Origin of the sequence: Streptomyces diastaticus subsp. diastaticus, from assembly GCF_011170125.1 — a bacterium.
Taxonomy (GTDB): domain Bacteria; phylum Actinomycetota; class Actinomycetes; order Streptomycetales; family Streptomycetaceae; genus Streptomyces; species Streptomyces diastaticus.
Map to the genome: position 1 here is coordinate 717,275 of NZ_BLLN01000002.1, position 16,553 is coordinate 733,827.

The 16,553-nt window shown below is 72.1% G+C and carries 14 protein-coding genes, 1 tRNA gene and 1 pseudogene; 9 read left to right on the forward strand and 7 right to left on the reverse strand.

What is annotated here, in order from left to right:
• Window positions 1-10: 10 nt before the first annotated feature.
• From pknB to Sdia_RS05085, 6 genes are all read right to left on the reverse strand, one after another.
• Window positions 11-1,987 (reverse strand): Stk1 family PASTA domain-containing Ser/Thr kinase, encoded by a 1,977-nt coding sequence (gene pknB / locus Sdia_RS05060; RefSeq protein ID WP_100457410.1) that lies wholly within the window; start codon window positions 1,985-1,987, stop codon window positions 11-13.
• 193 nt (window positions 1,988-2,180) lie between these two features.
• Entirely contained in the window at window positions 2,181-3,638 is a 1,458-nt protein-coding gene (locus Sdia_RS05065; protein ID WP_100457409.1) for a peptidoglycan D,D-transpeptidase FtsI family protein, read from the reverse strand.
• Window positions 3,635-5,047, reverse strand: a complete 1,413-nt coding sequence (locus tag Sdia_RS05070; protein ID WP_100457408.1) for an FtsW/RodA/SpoVE family cell cycle protein — start codon at window positions 5,045-5,047, stop codon at window positions 3,635-3,637. Before Sdia_RS05070 ends, Sdia_RS05065 begins: the two co-directional genes overlap by 4 nt.
• Before the next feature lie 26 nt (window positions 5,048-5,073).
• Window positions 5,074-6,558, reverse strand: coding sequence for a Stp1/IreP family PP2C-type Ser/Thr phosphatase (locus Sdia_RS05075; RefSeq protein WP_100457407.1), 1,485 nt, complete (start codon window positions 6,556-6,558; stop codon window positions 5,074-5,076).
• Window positions 6,559-6,702: 144 nt separating this feature from the next.
• Entirely contained in the window at window positions 6,703-7,218 is a 516-nt protein-coding gene (locus Sdia_RS05080; RefSeq protein WP_023418347.1) for an FHA domain-containing protein FhaB/FipA, read from the reverse strand.
• A gap of 10 nt (window positions 7,219-7,228) precedes the next feature.
• Complete coding sequence (locus Sdia_RS05085; RefSeq protein ID WP_100457406.1) at window positions 7,229-8,089, reverse strand: FHA domain-containing protein; 861 nt, start codon at window positions 8,087-8,089, stop codon at window positions 7,229-7,231.
• 644 nt (window positions 8,090-8,733) lie between these two features.
• Between Sdia_RS05085 and Sdia_RS05090 the strand changes: the two genes are divergently transcribed.
• Window positions 8,734-8,820 (forward strand) — tRNA-Leu (locus Sdia_RS05090).
• Window positions 8,821-9,167: 347 nt separating this feature from the next.
• Here the strand turns inward: Sdia_RS05090 and Sdia_RS05095 are convergent.
• Window positions 9,168-9,830 (reverse strand): FMN-dependent NADH-azoreductase, encoded by a 663-nt coding sequence (locus Sdia_RS05095; protein WP_189500066.1) that lies wholly within the window; start codon window positions 9,828-9,830, stop codon window positions 9,168-9,170.
• A 145-nt stretch (window positions 9,831-9,975) separates the two neighbouring features.
• Here Sdia_RS05095 and Sdia_RS05100 point away from each other — a divergent pair, with 145 nt between their 5' ends.
• The 8 genes and pseudogenes from Sdia_RS05100 to Sdia_RS05130 all read left to right on the forward strand — a co-directional run bounded on the left by Sdia_RS05100 (window position 9,976) and on the right by Sdia_RS05130 (window position 16,439).
• Window positions 9,976-10,437 (forward strand): winged helix-turn-helix transcriptional regulator, encoded by a 462-nt coding sequence (locus Sdia_RS05100; RefSeq protein ID WP_124287427.1) that lies wholly within the window; start codon window positions 9,976-9,978, stop codon window positions 10,435-10,437.
• Window positions 10,438-11,030: 593 nt separating this feature from the next.
• Window positions 11,031-11,078 (forward strand): annotated as a pseudogene (locus Sdia_RS30690) (hypothetical protein); the annotation flags it as partial.
• 121 nt (window positions 11,079-11,199) lie between these two features.
• Window positions 11,200-11,484 carry a DUF2252 family protein gene (locus Sdia_RS30695; RefSeq protein ID WP_371874227.1) on the forward strand — a complete coding sequence of 95 codons (285 nt, stop codon included), beginning with the start codon at window positions 11,200-11,202 and terminating at the stop codon, window positions 11,482-11,484.
• Window positions 11,485-11,585: 101 nt separating this feature from the next.
• Window positions 11,586-12,692: a J domain-containing protein gene (locus tag Sdia_RS05110; RefSeq protein WP_370464563.1), complete on the forward strand. Its 1,107-nt coding sequence runs from the start codon at window positions 11,586-11,588 to the stop codon at window positions 12,690-12,692.
• Between the two features lie 94 nt (window positions 12,693-12,786).
• On the forward strand, window positions 12,787-13,134 hold the full coding sequence (locus tag Sdia_RS05115; RefSeq protein ID WP_115068938.1) for a rhodanese-like domain-containing protein: 348 nt from the start codon (window positions 12,787-12,789) through the stop codon (window positions 13,132-13,134).
• A 104-nt stretch (window positions 13,135-13,238) separates the two neighbouring features.
• Entirely contained in the window at window positions 13,239-14,381 is a 1,143-nt protein-coding gene (locus Sdia_RS05120; protein WP_181844061.1) for a DUF5819 family protein, read from the forward strand.
• On the forward strand, window positions 14,378-15,595 hold the full coding sequence (locus Sdia_RS05125; protein ID WP_100455474.1) for an HTTM domain-containing protein: 1,218 nt from the start codon (window positions 14,378-14,380) through the stop codon (window positions 15,593-15,595). Before Sdia_RS05120 ends, Sdia_RS05125 begins: the two co-directional genes overlap by 4 nt.
• A gap of 82 nt (window positions 15,596-15,677) precedes the next feature.
• Window positions 15,678-16,439 carry a TrmH family RNA methyltransferase gene (locus Sdia_RS05130; protein ID WP_371874234.1) on the forward strand — a complete coding sequence of 254 codons (762 nt, stop codon included), beginning with the start codon at window positions 15,678-15,680 and terminating at the stop codon, window positions 16,437-16,439.
• Window positions 16,440-16,553 lie beyond the last annotated feature (114 nt).

Sequence of the window (16,553 nt, forward strand, 5' to 3'; positions counted from 1 at the left end):
GGGCGGGAGGTCAGTCCCGGCGGCCGCCGAAGATGCCGCCGTCCTCGCCGGGCGGGCCCACGGTGGTCAGGTTGACCGCGGTGCCCTTCGGCACCTCCGCGTCCTCGCCCGGGTCCAACGCGGCGACCAGCGAGTTGTCGTCCTGGGATCCGGTGATGTCGCCGACCGCCAGGCCCGCGTCGGTCAGGGCCTTCTTCACGTCGCCGAGCTTCTGGCCGCGCAGACCGCCCGGGACCTTGACCTTCTCGGCCTCCTTGGCGATCTTCAGCGTGACCGTGGAGCCGGGCTGCACCTGGGACTGGGCCGCGGGGGTCTGGGAGAAGACCTTGCCGGCCTCCGCCTCGTTCTCCTCCTCGACGCAGTTGGCCTTGAGGTCGCTGCCCTGAAGCTGGGAGGTGGCTTCCTCGCAGGTCTTGCCGCTCACGTCGGGCACGGCCGTCATCGCCTTCTCCTTGGCGACGGTCAGCGTGATCGTGGTGCCCTTCTCGACCTCGGAGTCGCGGTCGGGGTCCTGGCCGATCACCGTGCCGGGTGTCTGGTCGGACTCCTCGGCCTTCTGCTCGATGTCGGTGAAGCCCTTCGCCTTGAGCTGCTCCTCGGCCTTCTCGAAGGAGAGCCCCTGGACGTCAGGGACGGTGATCTTCGGGGCGCCGGTGGAGACGACCACGCTGATGACGCTACCGCGTTCGACCTTGCCGCCTTCACCGCCGCCCGGTTCGGGGTCCTGGCTGCAGATGTGCTTGGCGGGCTGGTCCTCGCACTCCTCGCGCGCGGTGACCTTCAGCTTCAGGTCGACGTTGGCGGCCTTCTTCTTGGCCCGGGCCTCGGTGCTCCCGACGAAGTTCGGGACGCCGACCGTGTCCGCGCCGCCGTTCTCGCCGAAGACCGACTTCCCGATGAAGATCGCGCCGATCAGCACCAGGACGCCCGCGACGACCAGCAGGATCGTCGACATGTTGGTGTTCTTCTTCGGCGGCTGGCGGCGGCGCCCGGGGCGGTCGTCGTAGCCGTAACCGCCGTCGTCCGGGTTGGTCGGCGGGAGCATGGCGGTGGCGGCGGCGTCCTGCGGGTGCATCGCCGCGGCCGGCTGGTCGTCCGGGTAGCCGCCGTACCCGACAGCGCCCATGGCGGCGGTGGCGCCGACGGGCTGGCCGTCGAGGCACGCCTCGATGTCGGCACGCATCTCGTCGGCGGACTGATAGCGGTAGTCCGGGTCCTTGACCAGGGCCTTCAGGACGATGGCGTCCATCTCGGGCGTGATCTCGGGGTCGAAGACGCTCGGCGCCTGGGCCTCTTCACGTACGTGCTGGTACGCGACGGCGACCGGTGAGTCCCCCACGAACGGAGGCCGGACGGTGAGCAGTTCGTAGAGCAGGCAGCCGGTGGAGTACAGGTCGGAACGGGCGTCGACCTGCTCCCCCTTGGCCTGTTCCGGCGAGAGGTACTGGGCCGTGCCGATGACGGCGGAGGTCTGCGTCATCGTCATGCCGGAGTCGCCCATGGCACGGGCGATGCCGAAGTCCATGACCTTGACCTGGCCGTTGCGGGTCAGCATCACGTTGGCCGGCTTGATGTCGCGGTGGACGATGCCGGCCCGGTGCGAGTACTCCAGCGCCTGGAGGATGCCGATGGTCATCTCCATGGAGCGCTCGGGCAGCAGTTTGCGCCCGGAGTGCAGCAGTTCACGGAGGGTGGAACCGTCGACGTACTCCATCACGATGTACGGGATGGAGACCCCGTCGACGTAGTCCTCGCCGGTGTCGTAGACGGCGACGATCGCTGGGTGGTTGAGCGAGGCGGCCGACTGGGCCTCACGGCGGAACCGGGCCTGGAAGGACGGGTCGCGGGCGAGGTCGGCCCGGAGCGTCTTCACGGCGACGGTCCGGCCGAGACGCGTGTCGTGGGCGAGGTACACCTCGGCCATGCCACCACGGCCGAGCACCGAGCCCAGCTCGTACCGGCCGCCCAGGCGACGCGGCTCTTCCATAGCTACCTACCAGCTCTCTCCGTCGGTCCCGACCGCACCCGTGTGTGGTCCGGCGGTGTGCTGCCCGGCCATACGGTACCCGCCCCGCACGGGCCGGTCCGGCCCTGGCCGTGAGCTGATACCTGACCGGTATCCCCGCGCGTGAAGATCCACAACTGTCCGGCCGTGACGGGCGTCATGGCCGGCCGCGAGCTCACTTCTTGCCCACGACCGCCTCCATGACGGACTTGGCGATGGGCGCGGCGAGACCGCCACCGGAGATGTCGTCACGGTTGGCGCTGCCGTCCTCGACGACCACCGCGACCGCCACCGGGGAGCCCTCGGCCGTCTTGGCGTAGGAGATGAACCAGGCGTAGGGCTTCTCGCTGTTGTCGACACCGTGCTGAGCGGTACCGGTCTTGCCGCCGACGGTGACGCCCGGGATGCGCGCGTTGGTTCCCGTGCCGTCGTTGACGACCGTCTCCATCATCTGCTGGAGCTTCTGCGCGTTCTCCTTGGAGAGCGGCTCGCTCATCTTCTTCGGCTCGTGCGTCTCGATCGCGTCGAGGTTCGGCGCCTGCAGCTCGCGCACCATGTACGGCTCCATCAGCACGCCGTCGTTGGCGATGGCGGAGGTGACCATGGCCATCTGGAGCGGAGTGGCGGCGGTCTCGAACTGGCCGATGGAGGAGAGCGCGGTCTGCGCCTGGTCCATCTCCTTGGGGAAGACGGAGGCGTTGGAGCGGACCGGCGTGAACTGCTCCTCGTTGAAGCCGAACTTCTCCGCCGTCTCCAGCATCTTGTCCTTGCCGAGATCGGCGCCGATCTTGCCGAAGACGGTGTTGCAGGAGACCCGCAGGGCGTCCCGGAGGGTCGCGTCCTTGCAGGGGATGTTGCCCTCGTTCGGCAGCGGCGTCGTGGTGCCCGGCATGATCCACGGGAGCGGGGTGTCGGTCTTCGCGTCGATGTCGGTGACCAGCCCGTGCTCCAGGGCGGCCGCCGCCGTGAGGACCTTGAAGGTCGAGCCGGGCGGGTACGTCTCGCGCAGCGCGCGGTTGACGAGCGGCTTGTCCTTGTTCTTGTCGAGCTTGGAGAACTCCTCGCCGTCCTTGTTGGTGATCCCGGCGAAGACCCCGGGGTCGTAGGACGGGGCGGAGGCCAGGGCGAGGATCGCGCCGGTCGACGGGTCCAGCGCGGCGACGGCGCCCTTGCGGTCGCCGAGCCCCTCGAACGCGGCCTTCTGGGCGGCGCCGTTGAGCGTCGTGACGACGTTGCCGCCCTCCTTCTTCTTGCCGGTCAGCATGTCGAGCGTGCGGCGGAAGAAGAGGCGGTCGTCGTTGCCCGTGAGGATGCCGTCCTCGAGGTTCTCGATCTGCGTGGCACCGACGAGCTGTGAGGCGTACCCGGTGACGGGCGACCACATCTCGCCGTTCTTGTAGGTCCGCTTGTACTTGTAGTCGGTGCCCTTGGTGATCTTGGAACCGGTGATCGACTTGCCGTCGACGATGATGTCGCCGCGCGGCTGGGCGTACCGCTCGATGGAGACGCGGCGGTTCTTCTCGTGCGTGGCGAGTGAGTCCGCCTGGACGTACTGGACCCAGTTGGCCCGCAGCAGCAGGGCGAGGACCAGCAGACCGCAGAAGATCGCGATCCGGCGCAGGGGCTTGTTCACGGGCGCACCACCTGGGTCATCTCGGCGTCGGGGGAAGGAGCCGGCGCCGGGGCGGGACGGCGTGCGGTGTCACTGATGCGGATCAGGATGGCGATCAGCGCCCAGTTGGCGAGCACCGACGAACCACCGTACGCGAGGAAGGGCATGGTCATACCGGTCAGCGGGATGAGCCCCATCACGCCGCCGGCGACCACGAAGACCTGGAGGGCGAAGGCGCCGGTCAGGCCGATGGCGAAGAGCTTGCCGAAGGGGTCGCGGGCGGCCAGCGCGGTGCGGGCGCCCCGCTCGATGATCAGGGCGTAGAGGAGGATGAAGGCCATCATCCCGGCGAGCCCCAGCTCCTCGCCGACCGTGGCGAAGATGAAGTCGGAGTTGGCGGCGAAGCCGATGAGGTCGGAGTTGCCCTGTCCCCAGCCGGTGCCCAGCACACCGCCTGACCCGAAGGACATCAGGGACTGGGCGATCTGCTCGGTCTGCTGCATGACGTCGGGGTCGAAGGGGTTCAGCCAGGCGTCGACGCGCGCCTGCACGTGGCTGGCGAAGGTGGCCACACCGACGGCGCCGGCCGCCGACATGCCCAGACCGATCACGATCCAGCTGGTCCGCTCGGTGGCGACGTACAGCATGATCACGAACATGCCGAAGAACAGCAGGGAGGTACCGAGGTCCGTCTCGAAGATGAGGATGAGCAGGCTCACGCCCCAGATCATCAGGATCGGTCCGAGGTCGCGTCCGCGCGGGAGGTAGAGCCCCATGAACCGGCGGCTGGCCAGCGCGAGCGCGTCTCTCTTCACCATCAGGTAGCCGGCGAAGAAGATGGCAATGGTGATCTTGACGAACTCGCCCGGCTGGAGGGTGAAACCACCGACGTTGATCCAGATCTTCGCGCCGTTCACGGCGGGGAAGAACATCGGCAGTACGAGGAGGACCAGCGAGACCACCATCGAGATGTAGGTGTACCGCTGGAGCACCCGGTGGTCCTTGAGGAGCAGCAGGATGGCCACGAAGAAGGCGATGCCGATCGCCGAGTACATGAGCTGCTTGGGTGCGTCCGCCGAATACGCGCCGTAGAGCTGCTCCGCGCGGCGGATGAGCCGTTCCGACTGGTCCAGGCGCCAGATCAGCACCAGGCCGAGGCCGTTGAGCAGGGTGGCCAGCGGCAGCAGCAGCGGGTCGGCGTAGGGCGCGAAGCGGCGCACCACGATGTGGCCCACGCCGGCCAGCAGGCCGAGGCCGATGCCGTAACCGATCAGGCCGGTCGGGATCTCGCCGTTGATCGCGAGGCCCACGTTGATGTACGCGAACACGGGGATGACCACCGCGAACACCAGGAGGGCTAGCTCGGTGTTGCGGCGGCTCGGCGCGCCGATGGCCCCGATGGTCGAAGTCTGTGTCGTACTACTGCTCATGGCGTGAAAAGGCCCCCAACGGCTGCTTACTGCTTACCGCACAGCGGGACCAGCTTCTGCTCTTCCTCCGAGAGGCTGGGGCCGGGCGTGGGAGTGGCATCGGACTTGTTCTTGCTCTTGGAGTCGTCGGTGAGGTTCTCGGCCGCGCCGGAGTCGCCCTTGCCGGGCTTCGCCTCCTCCTGCTGCTTCTGCGCGGCGGCGCGGCGCTCGGCGTCCTTCTTGCAGGCGGACGCCTGGACGCTGAGTTCCTCGACCTTCTCCCTGGCCTCGTCCATGCCGCCCTCGGCGATGGTCGCCTCCACCTGCTTGCGCTGGTAGGGCGGGAGGTACTTGAGTTCGATCTCGGGGTGGTCGCGGTGGACCTTGGAGAGCGACACCCAGGCCAGATCCTGGTTGATGCCCTGGAAGAGGGCGACGTGGTCGTCCTTGGTTCCCACGTAGTACTGGGTCTGGGTCCAGCGGTAGCCGCCGTAGAGGCCGCCGCCGACGACCGCGAGCGCCAGTGCCGTGTAGAGGGACCGCTTCAGCCAGGTGCGGCCGCGCCGCGGCTTCTCGAAGTCCCCTTCGCCGTACGCGCCGAAGGAGTTCTCCGGTGTGTACTCCGCGGAGGAGCCGCTGCCGGGCGGGCCGAAGGAGCCGCTGGGGGCCGACGAGCGGCGGCCGAGGCCCGCGGCGCGTCCGGCCGGGGTCTCCATGGCACCGCTGTCCTGCTGCTGGTGCTGGTTCTCCGCCACCGCGCCGACCACCACGGGGGTGTCGTTGAGCTGGGTGGTGAGGGTGTCGTTGGCGTCGACGTCGAGGACGTCGGCGACGATGCAGGTGATGTTGTCCGGGCCGCCGCCGCGCAGGGCGAGCTGGATCAGTTCCTGGATGGTCTCCTGCGGGCCCTGGTAGCTGGCGAGGGCCTCCTCCATCGTCTGGTGGGAGACGACGCCGGAGAGTCCGTCGGAGCAGATCAGGTACCGGTCGCCGGCGCGGACCTCGCGGATGGAGAGGTCGGGCTCGACGTGGTCACCGCTGCCCAGCGCGCGCATCAGCAGCGAGCGCTGGGGGTGCGTCGTCGCCTCCTCCTCGGTGATGCGCCCCTCGTCGACGAGGCGCTGCACCCAGGTGTGGTCCTGCGTGATCTGCGTGAGCACGCCGTCCCGCAGGAGGTAGGCGCGGGAGTCGCCGACGTGCACGAGGCCGAGGCGCTGCCCGGTCCACAGCAGGGCGGTGAGCGTGGTGCCCATCCCCTCCAGTTGCGGGTCCTCCTCGACCATCACGCGCAGCTGGTCGTTGGCCCGCTGCACGGCGGCGCCCAGCGAGGTGAGGATGTCGGAGCCGGGGATCTCGTCGTCCAGCTCGACGAGGGTCGTGATGACCTCGGAGCTGGCGACCTCGCCCGCGGCCTGGCCGCCCATGCCGTCGGCGATGGCGAGGAGGCGGGGGCCGGCGTACCCGGAGTCCTCGTTCCCCTCGCGGATCATGCCCTTGTGCGACCCCGCCGCGAAGCGCAGTGACAGGCTCATGCGCCGCACCTCACCTGTCGACGGTTCCGGGTACAGCCGGTCTGATCGAGCCACACTGCCCACCCTCCGGTCGGGAGCGCCTCCTGAACGGGACCCTGACGGTGGGTCTCGACGGCCCGCTCGCTCCGCTCGCTCATTGTCGTACTACTTCCGCAGCTCGATGACGGTCTTGCCGATACGGATCGGTGCGCCCAGCGGAATCGGGGTCGGGGTGGTGAGCCGGGTCCGGTCGAGGTAGGTGCCGTTGGTCGACCCGAGGTCCTCGACGATCCACTTGCCGTCGTGGTCCGGGTAGATCCTGGCATGCCTGCTGGAGGCGTAGTCGTCGTCCAGCACGATCGTGGAGTCGTGGGCGCGGCCGAGCGAGATCGTCTGCCCCTGGAGGGCGACGGTGGTGCCGGTGAGCGATCCCTCGGACACCACCAGCTTCGTCGGTGCCCCGCGGCGCTGGCGGCTCGATCCGCCCTGGGCGCGCTGCTGCGGCGGCGCGGCCTGCTGGCGTTGTTGCTGCGGACGCGCCTCGGCGGTCCGCCGTGCTCCGCGCTGGGTGACCCGCGTGCCGAACAGGTCGCTGCGGATGACCTGGACGGCCACGATCACGAACAGCCACAGAACGGCCAGGAAACCCAACCGCATGACCGTCAGGGTCAGCTCTGACATTGCCCCCGCTTCACCCTTCGGCTTGCCGGTAAATGATGGTGGTGTTGCCCACGACGATTCGCGAGCCGTCGCGGAGCGTAGCGCGGGTGGTGTGCTGTCCGTCCACCACGATGCCGTTGGTCGACCCGAGGTCCTGGACCGTGGAGGGCGAACCTGTCCGGATTTCGCAGTGCCTGCGGGAGACTCCGGGGTCGTCGATGCGCACGTCGGCCTCGGTGCTGCGGCCGAGTACGAGGGTGGAGCGGGAGATCTGGTGGCGGTTGCCGTTGATCTCGATCCAGCGGCGCGTGGCGGAGCCCGCCCCGGCGAGCGAGGGGCCGCCGCCGTGCGTCCCGGGCGGAGGGCCCGGGGGCATGGGCGGCGGGGAGGCCGGGGGCTGCGGGTAGCCGTAACCGCCCTGGGGCGGGCGGCCGGCGGCGGTCGGGCCGCCCTGCGGGGGCGCCGGGGGGTAGGCGTGGCCGCCGGGTGCGGGAGCGCCGCCCGGCGTCTGCGAGGTGCTGGAGGCCAGCGTGCGGCTGCGGACGCGGTACAGGCCCGTGTCCAGGTCGTCGGCCTTCTCCAGGTGGACCTTGATGGGGCCCATGAAGGAGTACCGCTGCTGCTTGGCGTAGTCGCGGACCATGCCGGACAACTCGTCGCCCAGCTGGCCCGAGTACGGGCTGAGCCGCTCGAAGTCCGGGGTGGAGAGCTCGACGATGAAGTCGTTGGGGACGACCGTGCGGTCGCGGTTCCAGATCGTCGCGTTGTTGTCGCACTCGCGCTGGAGCGCGCCGGCGATCTCGACCGGCTGCACCTCGGACTTGAAGACCTTGGCGAAGGTGCCGTTGACCAAACCCTCGAGCCGCTGCTCGAAACGCTTCAGGACTCCCATGGGGCACCTCCTCCGTCGTTGGCTTCCTGGTACTGCTTACTGATCGTATCCACGCGCCGGGAAATCGGCTGGTTCCCCCTGTCGGCCCCGCCCACGAGTGTCGCCCCTCACAAGACATGCCCCGCGCACGCCGATTCACGACTCGGGGCGAACCTTCCCGGGGACCCTGCCACGGCCACGGGTGGCCTTGCCAGGGTCCTGGGTCCCGGCGCGCGCTTGCGGGTGCCGCACCGGCCAGGCGGTCGGCTCGCGCGAGCGGTCCGGACTTTCTCACGGGTGGCCCGGTGCCGCGCGCTGCCGCCCGCGGACCATGCTTCCCCGGTGCTCTCCCTGTTCAGTGTCGCGTATGCGCGAGGGGGACGGGAGCGGCCGACGCCCGATCGTCACTTCCCGGATGCGGTGGCGTGCCGGGGAGGCGGGTCCGCGGCGGCGGGTGCGGGGCGTGTGCGGTGGGAGCCGTGGGCCGCGAGCGGGCCGAAGGGGGCGGCGGTAGGGGGCCGCGGAGGATCTGGTTCCGGACTGTCGGCGGGTCGCGGGCGGGCTCCGGGAAAGCGATGTGATTCCACCCGGAACACCGTGCTAATCTTCTGGATGTCGGAAGGCGCCGCGCCCCACCAGGGCCGGACCGGAAGGCAACACCCAATGCGCGGGTGGCGGAATAGGCAGACGCGCTGGATTCAGGTTCCAGTGCCCGAAAGGGCGTGGGGGTTCAACTCCCCCCTCGCGCACCATGGAGACCGGGTCTCCATCAGGACGAAAGTTCTGATGGGGGCCCGGTTTTCGTTGTGTCCACGTAGGGGTCCGTGCGGGATGCGGGATGCGGGATGCGGTGGCGTGCGGGGCGTGCGTCGCGCGGCCGTGGGTGTTGGTGGCCGGAGCGGTCTGTCGGGGTTGGGGGCGCCGGCGAGGCGGCGAAGCCGGGGGTGTGACGATTGTCTCAGCCGGCTTGGGGGGCGCGTGGTCGTCGCGAAGAGGGTGCCCCGTCCGGTGGGTGGAAGCCGCCGCGCCCCCGGAACGGTCGGCTCCGCCGGTGGCGGGCGCGGGTGTCCGGGGGCGCGGTACGGGGCCGGGGGCGGGGTCAGGCGGCCGTGGCCGCCTCGGTGAGGCGGGCGGCGAGGGCGCGGGCCTTCTCGTCCGCCTCCTCCAGGGCCTTGGTGCGGGAGGACTCGAAGAGCGGGATCAGTTCGGACAGCGCCGGGTTTACCGGGGCCAGCGTCAGCTCGGGGACGATGAAGTCGATCTCCGCGCCGAGCATCCCGGTGACCACCTTCTCCAGGTAGTTCTGGACGAACTCGAAGCTCTCGCGAGGGGTCCCCGCGGCGTACGAGCCGCCACGGCTGGCCACCACGGTGAAGGGCCGGCCGGCCACGGTGCCGGCCTCGCCGCCGGTGCGCCCGACGATGATCACCTGGTCGAGCCAGGCCTTGAGGGTCGAGGGGATCGTGAAGTTGTACATGGGGGCGCCTATCAGCACGGCGTCCGCCGACTCCAGTTCGGTGGCCAGCTCGTCGCGGAAGGCGGCCGCCGCCCGCTGCTCCTCGGTGTGCTCGGAGGGGTCGGCGAAGCCGGCCGACACGGCGAAGTGGTCGAGGTGCGGCACCGGGTGGGCGGCGAGGTCGCGGTGGATCACCCGGCCCTCCGGGTGGGCCTCGGTCCACGTCTTGACGAAAGCGGCGGTGACGTCGCGGGAGGCGGAGGCTGTCGGGGAGATCGCGGAATCGACGTGGAGCAGCGTGGCCATGGGTTCTCCTGGGGAGGCGTGCGGCGGGGCCCGGCGCGGCGGCGTCGACGGTGCTCGGGCTGCCTGTTGTTCAGTGCGCAACTATGGATAACACAGCTACTTACTTTTTTTCACCCCCTACTCGGGGCCCAGTACCCTGAGAGGTATGGCGGGCAACGGCAAGGCCACGGGAGCGGACGGCGTACGCGGGGACGACGCCGGGGACGAGGGAGCGCGTCACCAGGCCGGGACACGGGAGCGCCGGGACGTCGCGCACGTTCCGGGCGCCTGCGGCGTGGTCGACCTGGGGATCACCCGGGTCTTCGAGCTGCTCGGAAAGCGCTGGACCGGACCGATCATCGCCGTCCTCATGACGCAGCCCGCGCACTTCGCCGACCTGCGCCGGGCCGTCCCCGGCATCAGCGAGCGGATGCTCTCCGACCGCCTGACGGAGCTGGCCGGAGCCGGGCTCGTCGTCCGCGAGGTGGCGGAGGGCCCGCCGTTGCGCGTCTCCTACCGCCTCACCGACGCCGGGGCCGAGCTGGGTCCCGCGCTCGCGGCCCTTCGTTGCTGGGGCCAGAAGTACCTGCTGGGCGGCGCCGAGCGGGAGCCTGGCACGGGGTGCTGACTGGCTGAGGCCCTCCGGGGGCGGCCGCGCGGGTGTCCGGGGGCTTGTGGGGACGGGAGCGCGTGGGGCCGCGGTGGCTCGTGTGGGGGACGGAGTTGTCCACAATTCCGGGTTGTCCACAGGTCTCCGCCGGCTCTCGGTGACGGCGGTACGGTCGCTCTCGCGAGGCCGGACGTACGCGACGGGCGGGCGGTGGCCTCGCACGGGGCCTCGCTCGGCGCGGTGCCGCGGCAGGGTGTGCGGGACGTGCCCGGTGGGCGGGGTCTCCCGCGAGTTCGTAGGGGGAGGCGATTTGTCAGGTGACGACGCCCGTGACGGCGGAGACGACCGGTGTGGACGGGGCCGGGACGGCGGGGACGGGCCCTCGCCGGAGAGGGCGGCCCGGCTGCCCGGGTGGCGGGGGTTCGCCCGGTGGCCGGAGCGCGACGGTCCCCGGCGGGCCGGGAAGGCGCTGCGAGGGAAGGTTCCGCGCGGCGCCCACGCCGAGGTGGTGATCGACCCGGACCGGGCTGACCCGGTGGCGTCGGTCGAGGAGTTCGACCGGGGGGCGCCTGGGGCGCCTGGCCGCGCTCACGCCGATCCGGGTCGGACGGGTGGCGTCGAGTCCCTGCGCCTTCCCGCGTGGCTCGGCCGGGCTGATGGCCTCCGACCTGGCGCGGACGCAGGCGACCGGTATCGGCGCGCACCTGTGCGGCGACGCGCACGCGGGCAACTCACGCGGGCAACTGCGGTCTGTACGGCGACGCCCGCGGCGGGCTCGTCATGGACCTCGACGACTTCGACGAGACGGCCCACGGCCCCTGGGAGGGGGACCTGAAGCGTCTCGGCCGCAGGGCGTCCGCGAAGGTGCGCGGCGCGATGAACGAGGGCGTCGCGGCCGCCATGAAGGTCTTCCAGGCGACCTCGCTGGTGCCGACCGGGCGGGAGGGAGGAGGGGGAGGGGGGGAGGGGGGAGGGGCCCCCACGAGCTCGGGACCGGCCGAGCCCCGCCCCGGCCCGTCCGATCGGCGCGGTGGTTTGACCGCAGGGCCTAGGCTGGACGAGTGACGAGCCCGGAAGCCGAATCTCTGCCCGCCGACCCCGTCCTGGACGAGCCTTCCCCGGGCGTGCCCTCTGCCACGGGGGCCGCCGGTGAAGCGCCCTCCGGCGTGGTCGCCACCGACGGTGTGCCCGCCGGTCAGGCGCGGGCCGGTGCCGGCCCGGAGTCTGCCGAGCCGGCCGGAGGCGCTGTCGAGCCGGGTGGTACCGCCGTTCCCGACGCCGCCGGACCCGGGGCGGACAGTGACCGCCCAGCCGAAACCGGCACCGGAGCCCGACCCAGGAACGCAGCCGGGGCCAAGGCCGGAACCGCAGCCGAAACCGGCACCGGAGCCGAGGCCGGAACCGCAGCCGGGGCCGAGGCCGGAGCCGGAGCCGGAGCCGACGCGGGAGCCGGCCCCGAGACCGAAGCCCGGGACGGGGCCGGGGACGGAGGAGCCGTGCGGCGCCCCGAGGAGCGGTTGGAGAAGGCGGTTCGGGCGGCGGAGCAGGCGCTGATCGAGTTCGAGATCGCGGTGGAGACCTTCCGGGTGGAGGTCGAGAACTTCTCCCGGCTGCACCACCAGAAGCTCGGCCCGATGTACACCCGGCTCGACGAGCTGGACGCCCAGATCGCCGAGGCGAAGGCGGCGCGGACCGGGGACGCGGAGGATCTGCGGCTGGCCCGGGAGGCCAGGGCGCGGGTCATGCCGATGCCGGGCGTGGAGGAGCTGTTCCACGGCTGGATCGACTCCGAGGGGCTCTCCCCCGAGGGCGCGGCCATGCTCACCGACCAGCCCGTGCGGCCGCCGCAGCGGGTCCGTCCCAGCGCCGACGCCCGCCGCCTCTACCGCGACCTGGTCCGCAAGGCCCACCCCGACCTGGCGCAGGGGGAGGCCGAGCGGGCGCGCCGGGACGCCTTCATCGCCCGGGTCAACAACGCGTACACGCTCGGCGACGAGGAGGCCTTGCGGGTGCTGACGGCCGAGTGGGAGGCGGGGCCCGCTCCCGAGGAGCAGCCGCCGAGCCGGAGCGAGGAGCTGTACGCGCGGCTGGAGTGGCTGGCCGAGCGCAAGGAGATGCTGACGCTGATCGCCAAGGAGCTGGAGGACGGGGCCATCGGCTCGATGCTGCGCGTGGCGCAGGACGACCCCGACGGCCTGCTCGACCAGATCGCCGAGCAACTCCTCGCCGAGGTCGCCGGGCGCGAACGGGAGCTGGCCGCGCTGCTGGGGTGACCCGGGCCGTCCGGGCCCCGGTGACCAGGGCCCGCCGCGATCGGTGCGGCCGGGGCGAGGGATCGGCCGGGGCGCGTCCGGTAGCGTCGGGTCCATGCATTTCGGAGCTGCGGTACCCACGGTCGACATCGGAGCGTTGTCCGGCGAGGACTTCCTGCTGGACGTCCGGGAGGACGACGAATGGAACGCCGGCCACGCGGCCGAGGCGCTCCACATCCCGATGAGCGCCTTCGTCGAGCGGTACGGCGAGCTGACCGAGGCCGCCCCGCAGGACGGCCGGGTCAACGTGGTCTGCCGGTCGGGGGCCCGTTCGGCCCAGGTCGCGATGTACCTGCGGCAGCAGGGGATCGACGCGGTGAACGTCGAGGGAGGCATGCGGGCCTGGGAGACGGCTGGCCGGCCGCTGGTCGACGAGAAGGGCGGGCCGGGGTTCGTCGCCTGAGAGACGGACCGGGGCGAGGCCCTGCGGGGGGATCGTGCCGTGAGTACGGTTTCTGCGCGGGGCGGCCCATGAACGCCGCCGCTCGGTGAACGGGGACGGTTCGGATGGACGCATACGGCGGCGTCGGGGACGCGGAGGCGACCCCGGAGGCGGACGGGGACGGGCAGGACGCGGATCGTACGCCCGCTCCACGGCCGGGGATCCGCGCACAGCGGACGGCCTCCCCCGGGGAGGTCTGCGGCACCGCCCCCTCGACGGACCGGGTGCCCGCCCCGTCGTCCGAGGGGGGTGAGCGGGGCGACGGGGCCGGCCCGGCTCCGGGAGGCCCACCGGCGGAGGCGGCGGAGGGGCGCCGGGAGGACGGGGGCGTGCCGGCCGGGGCGCCGGGCCGCACCGTGTACGCCCTCGGCACCGCGCCCGGTCTCTCCGTCCCGCCCCAGACCCCGGCCGCGGCGTCCTCGAAACCGGCCGGCGAAGCCGGCGCGGACAGCCTCTTCCGCGCGGCGGCGCGTACCCGTGCCGCCGCCGGAGCGGGGGCGAGAGGCCCGGGGATCGCGGGGCTGCGCCTCGGGTACCAGGTGGTGGCGGCCGTGGTGCTGGCGCTGGTGGCGGCGGGGGCGGGGGTGCACCTGCTGATGGTCTTCCTGCACGTCGCACCCGCCAACACGGTGACCAAGCAGCACGGGCGGGCGGTCGACGACTACGTCTACCCGGAGTTCGAGCAGAACTGGAAGCTGTTCGCGCCCAACCCCTTGCAGCAGAACATCGCCGTGCAGGCGCGCGCCGAGGTCCTCACGGAGGACGGGACGCTGGACCGCACCCGCTGGGTCGACCTGTCGGTGCTGGACGGCGAGGCGATCGACGGGAACCTGCTGCCGAGCCACACGCGGCAGAACCTGCTGCGCCGGGGCTGGGACTTCTACGTCAACTCGCACGACGGCGACGGAGTGCCGGACGGGCTGCGCGGCGAGCTCTCCGAGCGGTACGTGCGCAGGATCGTGCTGACCAGGCTGGTGACCGAACTGGACGGTACGCGGGACGGGGTGGTCGACCGGATACAGGTGCGCTCGCGGACGACTCAGGTCCCGTCGCCTCCGTGGAGCGACGAGAAGGTGAGCCGGGAGCCGGTCGACCGCGAGCTGGGGTGGTGGTCGGTGACGGATGCGGACGTGCCGCTCGGTGGGACGCTTCAGCTCCGGCGTGCCGGGAACGGGCGGGGCGCGGACGCGGCGGGGGGTGCGCGTTGAGGGCGGCCCTGGCCCGGCTCGCGCGGTGCGTGCACCTGGTGACCTCGCGTTCGCTGGGCCCGTACCAGACCGCTGTGGTACGGATCGGGCTGGCGGCGACGTGGCTGCTGTTCCTGCTGCGGGAGTTCCCGCACCGGCATCTGCTCTACGGGCCCGAGGGGCCGTGGGGCTGGTCGATGGCGCGGCGGCTGATCGCGGGGAACGACGCGTTCACGCTGCTGATGTGGTCCGACGGGCGGCTCTGGTTCGAGGCGGTGTACGGGCTGGCGGTGGTGGCGAGCGCGCTGCTGCTGGTCGGCTGGCGGACGCGGACGATGTCCGTGCTGTTCATGGTGGGCGTGCTCTCGCTCCAGAACCGGAACATCTTCGTCGGGGACGGCGGGGACAACGTCGTCCACCTGCTCGCGATCTACCTGGTGCTGACCCGGTGCGGCCAGGTCTGGTCGCTGGACGCGCGCCGGGCGGCGCGGGCCGGCGCGTGGGGGCGTGAGCCGTGGGCGGACCGGGCCGGGCCGGTGTTGTGGGCGGGCAGCGCGGCGGCGCTGGCGGTGGTGACCGCCCTCGGAGTGGCCGGCTGGGGCTGGCTGCTGTTCTTCTGGGTGCTGCTGACCGGACAGGCGGTGTGGTGGTGGCTCGGGCGGCGGGCGCCGGACGGGCAGGCGTACGTCCTCAGTGATGTGGTGGCGCACCTGGTGCACAACGGCGCCCTGTTGGTGATCATGGCGGAGACCTGCCTGATCTACGCGACCGCCGGCTGGTACAAGATCCAGGGCAGTCGCTGGCAGGACGGCACGGCGGTCTACTACCCGTTGCAGCTGGAGTCGTTCTCGCCGTGGCCCGGCCTCTCCGAGATGCTGGCCGGTCAGGGGCTGCTGGTGCTGGCGATGACGTACGGGACGGTGCTGACGCAGGTGGCGTTCCCGTTCGCGCTGCTCAACCGGCGGGCGAAGAACGCGCTGCTCGCGCTGATGATGGCCGAGCACCTGGCCATCGCGGTGCTGCTGGGGCTGCCGTTCTTCTCGATGGCGATGATCGCGGCGGACTCCGTCTTCCTGCCGACGGTCTTCCTGCTGTGGGCGGGCCGAGGGTGCGCGCGGGCGCGCGACGGGGTGGTGCGCCGGGCGCGAGTGGTGCTCGGAAGGGGCCGGTACGGCGGGCACGAGGCCGGGGAGCCGGCCGGACCGGCGCGGAAGCCGCCCGTCCGGCCGTCGTAGGCTTCCCGCCATGAACGCGTACGGCCCGCCCGGGGCCATCCCGGAGCCGTCGGTTCCGCCTGGCGCACCGCTCCCCGCCTCACTGGACGAGGCGGTGGCGCGCTGGCGCGGGCTGCTGGCCGAGGCGGCCCCCCGCCACGTGCTCCTGGAGGGGTTCCACGCGCTGAAGCACGCGTTGCGGTTCGGAGCGGTGGTGCCGGTGGCGCTCTGCACCGACCGGGCGGGGACACTGGAGCTGGCGGCCGAGCTGGCGCCGGACCTCGGGGAGGTGCTGGCCCGGCTGCTGGTGGAGGTGGACGCCCAGGCGGTGAGCGCGCTGGTGCCGAGGCCGCACCCGACCGGGGTGGCGGCGCTGGCGGAACGGCCTGCTCCGGCGGCTGTCGCGGCGGCGCTGCGCGGGGAGCGGCGCACCCCCGTGGTGGTGCTGGACCAGCCGCGCCACCTCGGCAACGCGGGGGCCGTGGTGCGGCTGGCGGCCGGGTTCGGGGCGAGCGGGGTGGTGACGACGGGGCCGCTCGATCCGTGGCACCCGACGGTGGTGCGCGGCGGCGCCGGACTGCATTTCGCGACGGCGGTGGCCCCGCTGGAGGTGTCCGAGCTGCCGGGCGGGCCGCTGTTCGCGCTCGACCCGGAGGGCGCCGACATCCGGGGGCTCGCCCTGCCGGACGACGCGCTGCTCGCCTTCGGCTCGGAGCGGCACGGGCTCTCGGCCGGGCTGCGGGCCCGCGCCGACCAGCTCGTCGCCCTGCCGATGCGCCCCCAGGTCTCCAGCTACAACCTGGCGACCAGCGTGGGCATGGCCCTCTTCCACTGGGCCTCCGCCTCGGGGGCGGCGCCGGCCTGACGGTTCCGGGTGGGCCGCGGGGCGGGGATCGCGTTAGATTGCCCGAACGACCGGTCGGTTCGGCGGGGCGCACCCCCTTGCCGGGCCGCCGGTATCCGTACGGGAGGATCGCGG

Bases quoted from the DNA above. Each gene is read 5' to 3' on its own strand.
- Sdia_RS05075 (WP_100457407.1), bottom strand. From the start codon at position 6,558: ATGAGCCTGTCACTGCGCTTCGCGGCGGGGTCGCACAAGGGCATGATC.
- Sdia_RS05120 (WP_181844061.1), top strand. From the start codon at position 13,239: ATGGACGCATACGGCGGCGTCGGGGACGCGGAGGCGACCCCGGAGGCG.
- Sdia_RS05085 (WP_100457406.1), bottom strand. From the start codon at position 8,089: ATGGGAGTCCTGAAGCGTTTCGAGCAGCGGCTCGAGGGTTTGGTCAAC.
- Sdia_RS05100 (WP_124287427.1), top strand. From the start codon at position 9,976: ATGGCGGGCAACGGCAAGGCCACGGGAGCGGACGGCGTACGCGGGGAC.
- Sdia_RS05115 (WP_115068938.1), top strand. From the start codon at position 12,787: ATGCATTTCGGAGCTGCGGTACCCACGGTCGACATCGGAGCGTTGTCC.
- pknB (WP_100457410.1), bottom strand. From the start codon at position 1,987: ATGGAAGAGCCGCGTCGCCTGGGCGGCCGGTACGAGCTGGGCTCGGTG.
- Sdia_RS05080 (WP_023418347.1), bottom strand. From the start codon at position 7,218: ATGTCAGAGCTGACCCTGACGGTCATGCGGTTGGGTTTCCTGGCCGTT.
- Sdia_RS05095 (WP_189500066.1), bottom strand. From the start codon at position 9,830: ATGGCCACGCTGCTCCACGTCGATTCCGCGATCTCCCCGACAGCCTCC.
- Sdia_RS30695 (WP_371874227.1), top strand. From the start codon at position 11,200: ATGGACCTCGACGACTTCGACGAGACGGCCCACGGCCCCTGGGAGGGG.
- Sdia_RS05070 (WP_100457408.1), bottom strand. From the start codon at position 5,047: ATGAGCAGTAGTACGACACAGACTTCGACCATCGGGGCCATCGGCGCG.